Here is a 13,505-nt window from a genome sequence, read left to right as displayed (position 1 = left end):
AGGCGTACATCTATAGGTAACGGCCGCAACTCAGGTTGCAACTGCTGCGAATATGCATCGCGCCAAGTGACACACGCTTTTATTGAAAATAACGCGCCTGTCTCGATAAAACGCTTCTTTCGATAAAAACGATTGTAAGTAGCCTGTCCCCGGCTGTCTAGCAACATCCGGCTCATCGCGCAGTCTGTTGCAATTTTCCTGCCCCCACCATCAGCAAAAACCGAAAAAGCCTCTTGGTCATAAATTGATTTGTTAACAGTCGGGGATAAAAGCACTGGTCAGATCACAGTTTTATGGAGCAGAAAGAACACAAAACGACGCGAATTCGCTCAATTTTATGACGAAGCACACACATTTTGATTTCGCTATTTCTCGTTTATGTTCGTTAACGATAAATTTACATCACGTCCTCAATTAATAATTGGACGAGATGAAAAAAACTGTACCCCTAGGACGGATCGATACACCTTCCGAGCCTATAAACCTATAACCGCCGTTTTGCAGGACAACAACATTATGAGCCAAACCACCAGTCCGACCCTAAAAGGCCAGTGCATCGCTGAGTTCCTCGGCACCGGTCTGTTGATCTTTTTTGGCGTAGGCTGCGTTGCCGCGCTGAAACTGGCAGGCGCCAGCTTCGGCCAATGGGAAATCAGTATCATTTGGGGCCTGGGCGTCGCCATGGCCATCTATCTGACCGCTGCCATCTCCGGCGCGCACCTCAACCCGGCCGTGACCATTGCGCTGTGGTTGTTCGCCTGCTTTGACGGACGCAAAGTACTGCCTTACATTGTCGCGCAGATCGCCGGAGCCTTCTGTGCAGCAGCCCTGGTCTACGGGTTGTACTACAACCTGTTCTTCGATTTCGAAGCGGCCAATCATATGGTACGCGGCAGCGACGAAAGCCTGGCCCTGGCCGGCATCTTCTCTACCTACCCGAATGCGCATATTTCCGTTGGCCAGGCGTTCCTGGTTGAAACGGTCATTACCGCAATCCTGATGTGCCTGATCCTGGCACTGACCGATGACGGCAACGGCATCCCGCGCGGCCCGCTGGCCCCGCTGTTGATCGGTATTCTGATTGCCGTGATCGGCGCCTCTATGGGACCATTAACCGGCTTTGCGCTGAACCCGGCGCGTGACTTCGGTCCGAAAATGTTCGCTTATCTGGCCGGCTGGGGCAAAGTGGCCTTCACCGGTGCGCGTGATATTCCGTACTTCCTGGTGCCAATCTTTGGTCCAATCATCGGTGCCTGCCTGGGTGCCTTCGGCTACCGCATGCTCATTGGCCGCAATCTGCCGTGTGACGTTTGTGTAGACGAAGAACAACCCGCCGCCAAGGCCCAGCAGCGTAAAGCGTGATTGGCACAGTTTTAAAACGGTTAACAACAGCAGGACTAAGATCATGACTGTAGAAAAAAAATACATTGTCGCTCTCGACCAGGGTACCACCAGTTCACGTGCCGTAGTGCTCGACCACGATGCCAACATTGTTGCGGTATCCCAGCGCGAGTTCACGCAGATTTACCCAAAAGCCGGCTGGGTTGAGCATGATCCTATGGAGATCTGGTCATCACAGAGCTCCACGCTGGTGGAAGTGCTAGCGAAAGCCGATATCAATTCCGATCAGATCGCCGGTATCGGCATCACCAACCAGCGTGAAACCACCATCGTCTGGGAAAAAGAGACCGGCAAACCGATTTACAACGCCATCGTCTGGCAATGCCGCCGCACCGCCGACATCTGCGAAAAGCTCAAGCGTGACGGCCTGGAAGAGTACATCCGTCACAACACCGGCCTGGTGGTTGACCCGTACTTCTCCGGCACCAAGGTAAAATGGATCCTCGACAACGTCGAAGGCGCCCGCGAACGCGCCAAACGCGGCGAGCTGCTGTTCGGTACCGTCGATACCTGGCTGGTATGGAAAATGACCCAAGGGCGGGTGCATGTGACCGATTACACCAACGCCTCACGTACCATGATGTTCAACATCCATGAGCTGGATTGGGATGACCGCATGCTGGAAGCGCTGGATATCCCACGCGCCATGCTGCCTAAAGTCCGTCCTTCTTCTGAAGTGTATGGCCAGACCAACATCGGTGGTAAAGGCGGTACGCGTATTCCTATCGCCGGTATCGCCGGTGACCAGCAGGCGGCGCTGTACGGCCAGCTGTGCGTTCAACCGGGCATGGCGAAAAACACCTACGGCACCGGCTGCTTCCTGCTGATGAACACCGGCAAAGAAGCGGTACGCTCCAGCCACGGCCTGTTGACCACCATCGCCTGCGGCCCACGCGGCGAAGTGAATTACGCGCTGGAAGGTGCTGTGTTCATCGGCGGTGCTTCTATCCAGTGGTTGCGCGACGAACTGAAACTGATCAGCGATGCGGCCGACTCCGAGTACTTCGCCACCAAGGTGAAAGACAGCAACGGCGTGTATGTGGTCCCGGCCTTCACCGGCCTGGGCGCTCCTTACTGGGACCCGTATGCCCGTGGCGCGATCTTCGGCCTGACCCGCGGCGCGAACAGCAACCACATCATCCGTGCAACGCTGGAATCCATTGCGTATCAGACGCGCGACGTGCTGGATGCCATGCAGGCAGACTCCAATACCCGTCTGCAATCGCTGCGTGTGGACGGTGGCGCGGTCGCCAACAACTTCCTGATGCAGTTCCAGTCTGACATCCTCGGTACCCGTGTCGAGCGTCCTGAAGTGCGTGAATCGACTGCGCTGGGTGCCGCATTCCTGGCAGGCCTGGCTATCGGCTACTGGAATGACCTGGATGAGGTGAAGAGCAAGGCGGTTATCGAACGCGAGTTCCGTCCAAGCATTGAAACCACCGAGCGTAACTTCCGTTACAGCGGCTGGAAAAAAGCGGTTGCCCGCGCACAAGCGTGGGAAGAGCACGACTAACGCTGTTTTGCTTGGTTAACCTGATCACGCGCTGCCTTCGGGCGGCGCGTTTTTTTTGCCCCGCCCCCGCCGTCGCCCGCTGTGATAAACTTTGCCGATATTTTCTTCCTTTCTCACAGACAGGTTTTGCCATGAAACGTGAATTAGCCATCGAATTTTCCCGTGTTACCGAAGCCGCCGCACTGGCGGGCTACAAATGGCTGGGACGCGGCGACAAGAATGCCGCCGACGGCGCCGCGGTCAACGCAATGCGCATTATGCTCAACAAAGTGGATATCGATGGCCGCATCGTGATCGGCGAAGGCGAAATTGATGAAGCACCAATGCTGTATATCGGCGAGCAGGTCGGCAGCGGTCAGGGCGATGCAGTGGATATCGCGGTCGACCCGATTGAAGGTACCCGCATGACCGCCATGGGCCAGCCCAATGCATTGGCGGTGCTGGCGGTCGGCGATCGCGGCACCTTCCTGCACGCGCCGGACATGTATATGGAAAAACTGGTGGTTGGCCCGGCGGCACACGGCGCTATCGATCTTAACCTGCCGCTGGCGGAAAATCTGAATAAGGTGGCGGCCTGCCTGGGCAAACCGCTGACTCAACTGACCGTGGTCATTCTGGCCAAGCCGCGTCACGACGGCGTTATCGCCCAGATGCAACAACTCGGGGTTCGCGTATTTGCCATTCCTGACGGTGACGTGGCGGCTTCTATTCTGACCTGTATGCCGGACAGCGAAGTCGACGTGATGTACGGCATCGGCGGCGCGCCTGAAGGGGTGATTTCTGCCGCGGTGATCCGCGCATTGGATGGCGATATGCAGGCTCGCCTGCTGCCACGCCATCAGGTGAAAGGCGACAGCGCCGAAAATCGCCATATTGGCGAAGAAGAGTTGGCACGCTGCAAAGCGATGGGCATCGAAGCCGGCAAAGTGCTGGTGTTGGATGACATGGCGCGCAACGACAACGTTATTTTCTCCGCAACCGGCATCACCAAGGGCGATCTGTTGGAAGGCATCAGCCGCCAGGGAAATATGGCCACCACGGAAACCCTGCTGATCCGCGGTAAATCACGCACTATCCGCCGCATTCGTTCGACCCATTATCTGGATCGCAAAGACCCGGCGCTGCACGAGTTCCTGCTGTAATGAAACAGGGCACCGATTGGCGCCCTCAGACTGCTGACAAAGCCCGTTATTAGGGAGAGCGTGCCGATGGGGTCGTAGCGGCTTGCCCGCCGACCCATTTGCCGGGAGCAAATGGGAACGACTTCCAGTCGGCCCGTAGGGTGGGACACAGGGATGTGTCCCATAATGGCCCCTCGGTGCGCTAGGCCCGAGTATCTCGGGTCCACAGACCACTTTGTCATCAAACTCCCTACACGTTTTATGCGGTATGGCCCTGATGCTGCATTCGATTCGACAGCGGCCACCAGCACAGCAATATCAGCAGCGCCATGGCAAACATCAGCAGACCGAGGCTGAACTGCCCGGTTTGCGGCAGCATGGCGGAAAGCCAGGTCGCCAAACCAGACCCCATATTCTGCATACCACCGACCAATGCCCCCGCCGCGCCGGCCAGATAGGGGAACGGCTCCATCGCACCGGTGGTGGCCAACGGGAACATCATCCCCGCGCCGAAGAAGAATAGCGCAGCCGGCACAATCAGCGTCCAGATGTTCATCACCCCAAACCAGCCCGGGATCCACATCATCAGACCCGCCAACAGGCAGCTGATAACCGAATGCCACACCAGAGTATGGAATGTTTTACCGTCGCGACCGGCATACCAGGCGCCAAAGAACGCCGCCGGGATCGGCAGAATAAACAGCAGACTGACGGTCAGGCCACTCAGACCCAGCACGCCACCCATCAACACGCCACAGCTGGCTTCAAATACGGCGATCCCCGCCAGCGCACCAATCAGCATGACCAGATAACAACTGAACGTGCCGTCAGCCAGCAGCTTGCGGAAACTCGCCAACATGCGCCGTTTTTCGGTTTGCGGCGGCCGGGTTTCCGGCAGCCAGCGGAACATGGAGAAGGCTACACCGGCGCACAATACCAACAGGAAGGCATAACAGGCGCGCCAACCAAAGAGCATCGCCAACGCACCGCCGATGATCGGCGCCAGCAGCGGACTCACCAGGATGCCCATATTCAGCAAGCTATTGGCATACCGCAACGAAGTGCCGGCATACAGGTCGCGCGGCATGGTACGCGCCATCACCCCCGCCACGCCGGTGCCCATCCCCTGAATGGCGCTGGCAGCAACCAGCATCGTCAGGCTGTTGGACAACAGCGCGCCCAGGGCCCCCATCAGGAAGATCATCATCCCGGCCAGGATCACCGGACGGCGGCCAATGCGGTCAGACAACGGGCCGTAAATCAACTGCGAGAACCCGTAGGTCATCAGATACGCCGCCATCACGCGCTGCACTGCGCCGGAGCGCACCGACAGATCCTTGGCGATATCAGCAATAACAGGAACATAAATGGTTTGTGCCATCTGACCGACGGCCACCAACAGGATAAGCATCACCAGCAGGTGAAAGTTTTCTATTTTTCTCATTATCTTCGTTAACGTTTTAACTCGTCACAGCGTCCCGGTATGGCCCCACTTTCAGCCAGAACGGCGAGCAGCCCTCTATGGCGGCATAAGCTAACAAATCTGATTTTTTTAGCGAGTTTCAGGCAGATATTGATCCACGTCACAGTGGCAGCAAAGGCAACCAGCCTCGTAAATTAAACTGTACGTCTACCGCTTAAGGGTTAAAAAGGGTAAATTTTCAGTAGTTTAGCTTTAGCATTTAATCGATAATTATTTTCATCATCTTGAAATAAAATAACACCATAGGGATTTGGATTATGAAGACACCAGAGCTGATTTTGTTGCAGTTAAAAACCCTGGGGCCACACTCTGCCAAAATGCTGGCCGAGCATCTGGATATCACCCCCATGGGCATTCGTCAGCATCTGCAATCCCTGGAAAAACGTGAGCTGGTTTGTTACGAGGAAGCACGAACCAAAGTGGGCCGCCCGACGCGCTACTGGTCACTGACCCATGAAGGCCATAGCCGGTTTGCCGATGGCCACGATACGTTAGCGACGGCGTTATTGGGATCCGCTCACCCGCTGTTTAGCGCTGAAGGGGTGGAACAGTTACTCGGCGAGCGCGAAGAAAAGCTTTATCAGCGCTATGCCGAAGAGCTGTCGGAAGAGACCTGTCATCAAGCCAAGCTTGCCCGGCTGGTGCGTCTGCGGCAGCAGGATGGTTATATGGCCGAACTGCTTGAGCATCCGGAGGGCACATTGCTGGTGGAAAACCACTGCCCTATCGGCGTAGCGGCCACCGCCTGCAGCAGCCTGTGCAACTCGGAGCTGCAGCTGTTTCACCGCCTGTTTGGCCACGGCTATCGTATAGAGCGTACTGCGCATGCTATTTCCGGCTCACGACATTGCGCTTATTTGATTCGACCATTGGAGCTTTAGAGTATGGCTGATTGGGTTAATGGCAAGGTTACGCAAGTCAAACAATGGACCGACGGGCTGTTCAGCATTATCGTCGACGCCCCCATAGATCCCTTTATTGCCGGGCAGTTTGCCAAGCTGGCGCTGGAAGTTGACGGCGAACGCGTGCAGCGCGCCTATTCTTACGTCAACGCCCCCAGCGATCCGAATCTGGAGTTTTACCTGGTTACCGTGCCGGAAGGCAAACTGAGCCCACGGCTCAATCAGCTACGGCCGGGTTCGGACGTGATGGTGACCAAAGAGGCCGCCGGATTTTTCGTGCTGGACGAGGTGCCGGAATGCGACACCCTGTGGATGTTGGCCACCGGTACCGCCATCGGCCCTTACCTGTCGATTCTGCAGGAAGGCAAAGGCCTGGAGCGCTTCAAAAACCTGGTGCTGGTGCATGCCGCACGCTTTGCCCGTGACCTCAGCTACCTGCCGCTGATGCAGCAGTTGCAACAGCGTTACAATGGTAAACTGCGCATTCAAACCATCGTCAGCCGTGAAGAAATCCCCGGCTCGCTGACGGGACGCGTACCCGCGCTGATTGAGGATGGCCGGCTGGAAGCGGCGGTAGGCTTGCCCCTCGATGCCGAAACTGACCACGTCATGCTGTGCGGTAACCCGCAAATGGTGCGCGATACCCAGCAAACGCTGAAAGATCAGCGCCAGATGCGCAAGCACCTGCGCCGCAAACCGGGCCATATCACCAGCGAACACTATTGGTAATTGATAGCCTCTGGTTTTAATCCGCGCCGAACTTGACGGGTTTGGCCGGCGGACCAAAACGATTATCCTCGGGCGTGCCGACAAACGCGCCCAAATCGATCATCATCATCACAATGATCAGCGTCGGGATAAAACGCCCCACGCCCCACTGCCAAACCGGCGCCAGCATTTGCCAGTTACCCGCCGCCAGCAGCCAAGCCACAATCAGTAACAACGCCCACCAACCGGCTTTATTGCGGTCATGCAAACGCTTCACCAGCACCGCCGCCGTTGGCCACAGCAGCCCAACGATAAAAAAGGCGATGGTTTGGATATCCACCAGCTTATTGCTGGCGAGTGAAAAAGCCACCGCCATCAGCACTACCCACAGCACCATCCAAATCCAGAAATCACGCCGCCCAATTCGGCCCTTAAACGAAAAACACCACTGTTGTATTGTCATTGAATCCTGCGTTGTTTGCCTGCCCATATTCTGCCGTGCAGTGTAACATAGGCGCTGCCGGGCGAAGATTTCTGCCCTGCATTACGCGGAGTAACGCACAGCTTTCTTGTCAGCGAGCGATAATGGCGCGGGATCTTTGACACCCCCCTCTGTTCTCGCTTTAATCGGAGCCATCTTTGTCATTGATGCCGTGTATACCATGCTGAGAAAAACCATCGCCATTGCCTGCCTGTTGCTGGGCATCGGCAGCGCCTGGGCCGATCCGCCGGATGCCCCCGCTAACGCTTCGCCTACCGCGCCCTACCTGCTGGCCGGAGCGCCAACGTTTGATCTGACGGTGGTGAAGTTCCGCGAAAAATATAACCGCGATAACCCGACGCTACCGATCGGCGAATTCCGCGCTATTGCCACGACCGAAGACGATACGCCGCTGTTGACGCGCGCTGCCAGCAAGCTAAACGAAAATCTCTATGCCTCAACCGCGCTGGAAAAAGGCACCGGAAAAATCAAAACGCTGCAAATTACCCACCTGCCGCTACAGCAGAGCAACGAAGAAAAAGCCGCTCGCACCATTGCCGTCAGCTATATGGCCGCGTTGATGCGCCAGTTTGAACCGACGCTGACGGTGGAAAAAAGCCTGAGTAAAGTGGCCAACCTGCTGGAAAAAGGCAAAGGCCAGCGCTTTTACCAACAGCAGGTCGGTGCGATCCGCTATGTAGTGGCAGACAACGGCGATAAAGGAGTAACTTTCGCTGTTGAACCGGTTAAGCTGACGTTATCCGAGCCGTAACGGCAGGCTATTTAATGACGAAAAGCAAAGCCTTCGCGCTTAATCATCTCTATACTGTTGGGCAGGTAAACTGCCGGTCCGGCAGTGGTTATTTCGACTCTCGCGTTCCCTTGTTGGAGGAAAAAACATGCGTCATCCATTAGTTATGGGTAACTGGAAGCTTAACGGCAGCACTCACATGGTTAACGAACTGATCGCCGCTCTGCGCAATGAGCTGAGCAGCGTTGACGGCTGTGGCGTCGCTATCGCACCGCCTGTGATGTACCTGGACCAGGCGAAACACGCACTGGCCGGCAGCCGCATTGCTCTGGGCGCTCAAAACGTAGACGTGAACCTGTCCGGCGCATTCACCGGTGAAGTTTCCGCCGACATGCTGAAAGATATCGGTGCGCAATACATCATCATCGGCCATTCCGAGCGTCGTACTTACCACAAAGAAACCGATGCAGCGATCGCCGAGAAATTTGCCGTGCTGAAAAAAGCCGGCCTGATCCCAGTGCTGTGCATCGGTGAAACCGACGCAGAAAACGAAGCGGGTAAAACCGAAGAAGTTTGTGCACGCCAGATCGACGCCGTGCTGAAAACTCAGGGCGCAGAAGCCTTCAAAGGCGCGGTTATCGCTTATGAGCCAATCTGGGCTATCGGTACCGGTAAATCCGCCACCCCTGCGCAGGCTCAGGCAGTACACAAATTTATCCGCGATCACATCGCCAAACAGGACGCTGCTGTAGCTGCAGAAGTGATCATCCAGTACGGCGGTTCTGTGAACGATAAAAATGCCGCCGAGCTGTTCACTCAGCCGGACATCGACGGCGCGCTGGTTGGCGGCGCCTCACTGAAAGCCGATGCTTTCGCTGTGATCGTCAAAGCCGCTGCCGCTGCTAAAAAAGCCTGATTTCTTTCTCTGGCTGCTAAATAAAAAACCCCGGCTTGCCGGGGTTTTTTATTATTGTCATCAAGGCATCAGCGTTTGCTGATTTCGTCGAACACACCGCCGGTGGCGAAGTGTACCTTCTGTGCCTGAGTCCAGCCGCCGAAGGTATCATCCACCGTGAACAGCTTCAGTTTCGGGAATTGCTCGGCAAACTTGGCCGCCACAGCCGCGTCACGCGGACGGTAGTAGTTTTTCGCCGCGATGGTTTGTCCTTCCGGCGTATACAGATATTTCAGGTAAGCCGTCGCCACATCACGGGTACCGCGCTTATCAACCACTTTATCCACCACCGAGACGGTCGGCTCCGCCAAAATCGATTCGCTTGGGGTGATAATTTCAAACTTGTCTTTACCCAGCTCTTTCTCCGCCAGCAAAGCTTCGTTTTCCCAGGCAATTAGCACATCGCCAATACCACGCTCAACGAAGGTATTGGTTGAACCGCGTGCGCCGGAATCCAGCACTTCGACATTCTTATACAGGTTTTTAACGAACTCCTGCGCTTTGGCCTGATCGTTATTGTTCTGGTGTAGTGCGTAACCCCAGGCCGCCAGATAGTTCCAGCGTGCGCCCCCGGAAGTTTTCGGGTTCGGGGTGATCACCGAGACGCCCGGCTTAATCAGATCTGGCCAGTCGTGAATTTGTTTTGGGTTGCCTTTACGCACCAGAAATACAATGGTCGAGGTGTAAGGTGCCGAGTTGTCCGGCAGGCGTTTGATCCAATCTTTATCGATGCGTCCGCGTTCGGCAATGGCATCCACGTCATAGGCCAGCGCCAGCGTGACCACATCGGCTTCAATGCCGTTAATCACCGAGGTCGCCTGCTTGCCGGAGCCACCATGTGACTGACGTACCGTCACTTTATCGCCGGTCTGCTGCTGCCAATATTTACCGAATGTGGTGTTATATTCCTGATAGAACTCGCGTGTCGGGTCGTACGAAACGTTCAGCAGTTGGATATCTTTCGCCATGGCGCCGGACGCCAGCAGCATTATTGTCAGACCTACACCCCATTTACGCATACGCATCGACTCGCTCTCCCAGGAAAATTAATCACAACCTCAATCGGTTGATTTAGCATCAGAGCCTGCCAGAAACTTTCCCGCCAATTAAAGAATAAAAAATGTTGGGCTAGACGATTCTGGAATATAACTACCACGGGCATAAAAAAAGCCTCCGCGTGCGGAGGCTTCTCGAGCTGAATTAATGCGGGATCAGTACAGCTTTTTCGCTGTATCCAGCCAGTCGCCCTTGAACGGACGCTTCATGTTTTCGATCGCATCGATGATGTCGTGGTGCACCATCTTCTCGTTCTGGATACCGACGCAACGACCGCCGTAGCCCTGCAGCAGCAACTCAATCGCGTAAGCGCCCATGCGGGAAGCCAGAATACGGTCATAAGCTACCGGCGAGCCGCCGCGCTGAATGTGGCCCAGCACGGTCGCGCGGGTTTCACGCTTGGTTTCTTGTTCGATATGGCGAGCCAACTCATCGATATCGCAGATGTGTTCGGTGATCGCCACAATCGCGTGTTTTTTGCCTTTGGCAATACCGGCCTTGATTTCGCAGACCAGGTCTTCGCGGTTGAACTCGGTTTCAGGCAATACGATAAATTCACAACCACCGGCAATCGCCGCCGCCAGGGTCAGATCGCCACAGTAGCGCCCCATCACTTCAACGATGGAAATACGCTGATGAGAAGATGAGGTATCGCGCAGACGGTCAATAGCTTCCACGACGGTTTCTAGCGCGGTGAAGAAGCCGATGGTGTAGTCGGTACCGGCCACATCGTTATCGATGGTGCCTGGCAGGCCGATACAAGGGAAACCTTCCTCCGTCAGGCGTTTGGCGCCCATATAGGAACCGTCGCCGCCGATCACCACCAGCGCGTCAATACCGCGGTTTTTCAGATTCTCAATTGCCTTGGCGCGTACGCTGTCGTCTCTGAACTCAGGGAAGCGGGCTGAACCGAGGAAAGTGCCGCCGCGATTGATCATATCGGACACGCTATAGCGGTCCAATTGTTCCATGCGATCTTCGTACAAGCCAAGGTAGCCATCGTAAATACCAAAAACTTCCAGACCTTCCGAAAGTGCAGCACGCACAACGCCGCGGATAGCAGCGTTCATACCCGGCGAATCACCGCCACTCGTCAGTACACCGATTTTCTTGATCATGACTACCTCTGAACTGTAGATGCAATTTCTTAAGAATTCTGTATTCGCCGATTGTCTTGAAACCTCTCCGGCTGCAGAAAACCAGCTTTACGGCTTTATTGCTGGATATTATAGCAAAAACACCCAGCTGAATTGATTCAAGTCACGCAATATTGCGGTAAAAAAGCGTCATGGCACGCGGAGCTAATGCCATTATTTATCCGCTGTGCGAGTTCCCGTTGTCCTGCATTAATTATAGCTCCCAACGCCCCTGTCGGCCCGCGGGCACTACAGAACAAGGATCCTGATGGATAAGAACATCAGCCCCCGGGAAACGGTGCAACAGCGCCTGTTCCACCTGTTCAGCCAGAATATGCGCCTGCATCAGCGGTAACGCATCGTCCATCTCCAGATGCAGCTGAATAAAACGCGTCGGACCGGACTGGCGAGTGCGTAGATCGTGCGCGCCTTTGACCCCAGGCCATGAGGAGATCACATCAATAATCGCCTGGCGCTCGTCGTCCGGCAATGCCCGATCCAGCAGCGATTGCACGGCTTCATTGCCCATTCGCAGCGCGCTATAAAGAATGTAGACGCCTATTCCCAGTGCAAACAGCGCATCTGCCCGGTGAAAACCGTACCAGCTTAGCGCAAGCGCTATAAGAATAGCACCATTCATCATGACATCTGACTGATAATGCAGCATATCTGCTCGGACGGCCTGACTGCGAGTTTTTCTTACCACCCAACGCTGATAGGTGACCAACAGCAGGGTGCTGACCAACGCCACTATCGTCACGGCAATACCGATGCCAGGGTCACGCAAGGTTTCCGGTGAGTACAGATGCTGAAAACCGGTCAGAAATAAAAACAACGCCGAGCCAGAAATGAACATGCTTTGTGCCAGCGCCGCCAACGATTCGGCCTTGCCGTGCCCGAAGGTATGTTCCTCATCGGCCGGCTGCAGCGAGTAACGTACCACCAGCAGGTTGGTCAGCGACGCGGCAATATCCACCAGCGAATCCACCAGCGCGGCCAACAGGCTCACCGAACCGGTGCGGTACCAGGCGACAATTTTGATCAGTAACAGCGTTGAGGCCAAAACGGTGGCCGCTAACGCGGCGGATTTCACCAAACGCGCATATTGCGGTTCCATAACCCATCCCGGTTAAACGTTCAGAGGGTCAGTATAACGGAATGATGAGCAAAAAAGCCCTTCAGATAACCGCCGCCAACGCAGTACATATCGCGAAGGGATGTCGCCATATCGATGCAAACAATCCGTGCGACCGGCGCTAAACGTCGTCATGGTCCATACTCTGTGGTTTAACCTTGCAGAGTTGCCTGGCGGGCTATCAAGCTGTAATTGATGGATAAAAAAAACCCCGCCATCATGGCGGGGGAAGACAGGGATGGTGTCTATGGCAAGGAAAAAACAGGGGACTACTCAGTCGTACTTAACTTCTGGGCAGAAGTTTGCTGCAAACCAGAAATCTGTTGCTCCATCTGCTGCATGCGCTGCTGATGTTTCTGGTCTAAAACGCTTTTTTGCTGTGGCGTCAGTAGGTTATACATTTGGTTGCGTACCCGGGCCATTTCGACCTGACGCTTAACCTGCTGCTGGGCCATCTGTTCCGCCTGGGCATACACGGCGGCTTCATCAAATTTGTCTGCGGTCACCAGCTTATGCATGGCTTCCATTTCAGCTACATTGACACCTGGCAGATCGTGGCGCGCCTGGCGCATTAAATCGCGCATTTGCTGGCGCTGTTGCTCAGTCAGGCTGACACCGTCAAACATGTGGTGTTGGCCAGGTGTTCTGGTGGTCGCATCGTTTCCGGGAGTCGGTACAGTTTCCGATGTAGTGTCGGCAGCGAACGCAGCGGTAGAACCTATTGCCAGCATTGATGCCATAACTAATGCGGTCACCTTACGCATTTCAACTCCTCGTGCTTTCTCACTTTGCGAATCAACGAGGAGCAGTGTACTGCTGCACCTGCAAACATGCGTCAGTGCATGTAAAACTACGTAAAGTCA

Annotated in this window: 13 protein-coding genes; 7 read left to right on the top strand and 6 right to left on the bottom strand. The window is 55.3% G+C overall.

What is annotated here, in order from left to right:
* Nucleotides 1-516 precede the first annotated feature (516 nt).
* The 3 genes from AC1RKC_RS22965 (at nt 517) to glpX (ending at nt 4,056) form a co-directional block, all read left to right on the top strand.
* The gene (locus tag AC1RKC_RS22965) at nt 517-1,362 is read left to right on the top strand and encodes an MIP/aquaporin family protein (RefSeq protein WP_020837548.1); all 846 of its coding nucleotides are present in this window, start codon (nt 517-519) and stop codon (nt 1,360-1,362) included.
* 43 nt (nt 1,363-1,405) lie between these two features.
* Nucleotides 1,406-2,914, top strand: a complete 1,509-nt coding sequence (gene glpK, locus AC1RKC_RS22960) for a glycerol kinase GlpK (RefSeq protein WP_020837549.1) — start codon at nt 1,406-1,408, stop codon at nt 2,912-2,914.
* A 131-nt stretch (nt 2,915-3,045) separates the two neighbouring features.
* The gene (gene glpX / locus AC1RKC_RS22955; protein ID WP_261139945.1) at nt 3,046-4,056 is read left to right on the top strand and encodes a class II fructose-bisphosphatase; all 1,011 of its coding nucleotides are present in this window, start codon (nt 3,046-3,048) and stop codon (nt 4,054-4,056) included.
* 238 nt (nt 4,057-4,294) lie between these two features.
* Here glpX and emrD read toward each other — a convergent pair whose 3' ends face one another.
* Nucleotides 4,295-5,479, bottom strand: a complete 1,185-nt coding sequence (gene emrD, locus AC1RKC_RS22950) for a multidrug efflux MFS transporter EmrD (RefSeq protein ID WP_046374887.1) — start codon at nt 5,477-5,479, stop codon at nt 4,295-4,297.
* A 296-nt stretch (nt 5,480-5,775) separates the two neighbouring features.
* Between emrD and AC1RKC_RS22945 the strand changes: the two genes are divergently transcribed.
* Nucleotides 5,776-6,399 (top strand): helix-turn-helix transcriptional regulator, encoded by a 624-nt coding sequence (locus AC1RKC_RS22945; protein ID WP_261440407.1) that lies wholly within the window; start codon nt 5,776-5,778, stop codon nt 6,397-6,399.
* A 3-nt stretch (nt 6,400-6,402) separates the two neighbouring features.
* Nucleotides 6,403-7,149, top strand: a complete 747-nt coding sequence (fpr, locus tag AC1RKC_RS22940) for a ferredoxin--NADP(+) reductase (RefSeq protein WP_261157797.1) — start codon at nt 6,403-6,405, stop codon at nt 7,147-7,149.
* 16 nt (nt 7,150-7,165) lie between these two features.
* On the opposite strand, the gene AC1RKC_RS22935 is transcribed toward fpr, so the two are convergent.
* Nucleotides 7,166-7,591 carry a DUF805 domain-containing protein gene (locus tag AC1RKC_RS22935; protein WP_041415101.1) on the bottom strand — a complete coding sequence of 142 codons (426 nt, stop codon included), beginning with the start codon at nt 7,589-7,591 and terminating at the stop codon, nt 7,166-7,168.
* 199 nt (nt 7,592-7,790) lie between these two features.
* Here AC1RKC_RS22935 and AC1RKC_RS22930 point away from each other — a divergent pair, with 199 nt between their 5' ends.
* Nucleotides 7,791-8,381, top strand: a complete 591-nt coding sequence (locus tag AC1RKC_RS22930) for a DUF1454 family protein (protein WP_020837562.1) — start codon at nt 7,791-7,793, stop codon at nt 8,379-8,381.
* Between the two features lie 127 nt (nt 8,382-8,508).
* A complete protein-coding gene (tpiA, locus tag AC1RKC_RS22925) occupies nt 8,509-9,276 on the top strand; it encodes a triose-phosphate isomerase (protein ID WP_041415104.1) in 768 nt (255 codons plus the stop codon).
* A 68-nt stretch (nt 9,277-9,344) separates the two neighbouring features.
* Here the strand turns inward: tpiA and AC1RKC_RS22920 are convergent, their stop codons facing one another.
* From AC1RKC_RS22920 to cpxP, 4 genes are all read right to left on the bottom strand, one after another.
* A complete protein-coding gene (locus AC1RKC_RS22920) occupies nt 9,345-10,334 on the bottom strand; it encodes a sulfate ABC transporter substrate-binding protein (protein ID WP_493092754.1) in 990 nt (329 codons plus the stop codon).
* 192 nt (nt 10,335-10,526) lie between these two features.
* The gene (gene pfkA, locus AC1RKC_RS22915) at nt 10,527-11,489 is read right to left on the bottom strand and encodes a 6-phosphofructokinase (RefSeq protein ID WP_020837567.1); all 963 of its coding nucleotides are present in this window, start codon (nt 11,487-11,489) and stop codon (nt 10,527-10,529) included.
* Between the two features lie 232 nt (nt 11,490-11,721).
* On the bottom strand, nt 11,722-12,624 hold the full coding sequence (gene fieF, locus AC1RKC_RS22910) for a CDF family cation-efflux transporter FieF (RefSeq protein WP_020837568.1): 903 nt from the start codon (nt 12,622-12,624) through the stop codon (nt 11,722-11,724).
* 287 nt (nt 12,625-12,911) lie between these two features.
* Nucleotides 12,912-13,406: a cell-envelope stress modulator CpxP gene (cpxP, locus tag AC1RKC_RS22905; protein WP_115060815.1), complete on the bottom strand. Its 495-nt coding sequence runs from the start codon at nt 13,404-13,406 to the stop codon at nt 12,912-12,914.
* Between the last annotated feature and the right edge of the window lie 99 nt (nt 13,407-13,505).

It is taken from the genome of Serratia sp. GW822-FHT06E05 (assembly GCF_058799445.1).
The sequence above is the reverse complement of the archived record's forward strand: the minus strand, read 5'-3'. Positions and strand labels throughout refer to the sequence as shown.

Coding starts and splice junctions, on each gene's coding strand:
- AC1RKC_RS22965 (WP_020837548.1), top strand. CDS start 517: ATGAGCCAAACCACCAGTCCGACCCTAAAAGGCCAGTGCATCGCTGAG.
- glpK (WP_020837549.1), top strand. CDS start 1,406: ATGACTGTAGAAAAAAAATACATTGTCGCTCTCGACCAGGGTACCACC.
- glpX (WP_261139945.1), top strand. CDS start 3,046: ATGAAACGTGAATTAGCCATCGAATTTTCCCGTGTTACCGAAGCCGCC.
- emrD (WP_046374887.1), bottom strand. CDS start 5,479: ATGAGAAAAATAGAAAACTTTCACCTGCTGGTGATGCTTATCCTGTTG.
- AC1RKC_RS22945 (WP_261440407.1), top strand. CDS start 5,776: ATGAAGACACCAGAGCTGATTTTGTTGCAGTTAAAAACCCTGGGGCCA.
- fpr (WP_261157797.1), top strand. CDS start 6,403: ATGGCTGATTGGGTTAATGGCAAGGTTACGCAAGTCAAACAATGGACC.
- AC1RKC_RS22935 (WP_041415101.1), bottom strand. CDS start 7,591: ATGACAATACAACAGTGGTGTTTTTCGTTTAAGGGCCGAATTGGGCGG.
- AC1RKC_RS22930 (WP_020837562.1), top strand. CDS start 7,791: ATGCTGAGAAAAACCATCGCCATTGCCTGCCTGTTGCTGGGCATCGGC.
- tpiA (WP_041415104.1), top strand. CDS start 8,509: ATGCGTCATCCATTAGTTATGGGTAACTGGAAGCTTAACGGCAGCACT.
- AC1RKC_RS22920 (WP_493092754.1), bottom strand. CDS start 10,334: ATGCGTAAATGGGGTGTAGGTCTGACAATAATGCTGCTGGCGTCCGGC.
- pfkA (WP_020837567.1), bottom strand. CDS start 11,489: ATGATCAAGAAAATCGGTGTACTGACGAGTGGCGGTGATTCGCCGGGT.
- fieF (WP_020837568.1), bottom strand. CDS start 12,624: ATGGAACCGCAATATGCGCGTTTGGTGAAATCCGCCGCGTTAGCGGCC.
- cpxP (WP_115060815.1), bottom strand. CDS start 13,406: ATGCGTAAGGTGACCGCATTAGTTATGGCATCAATGCTGGCAATAGGT.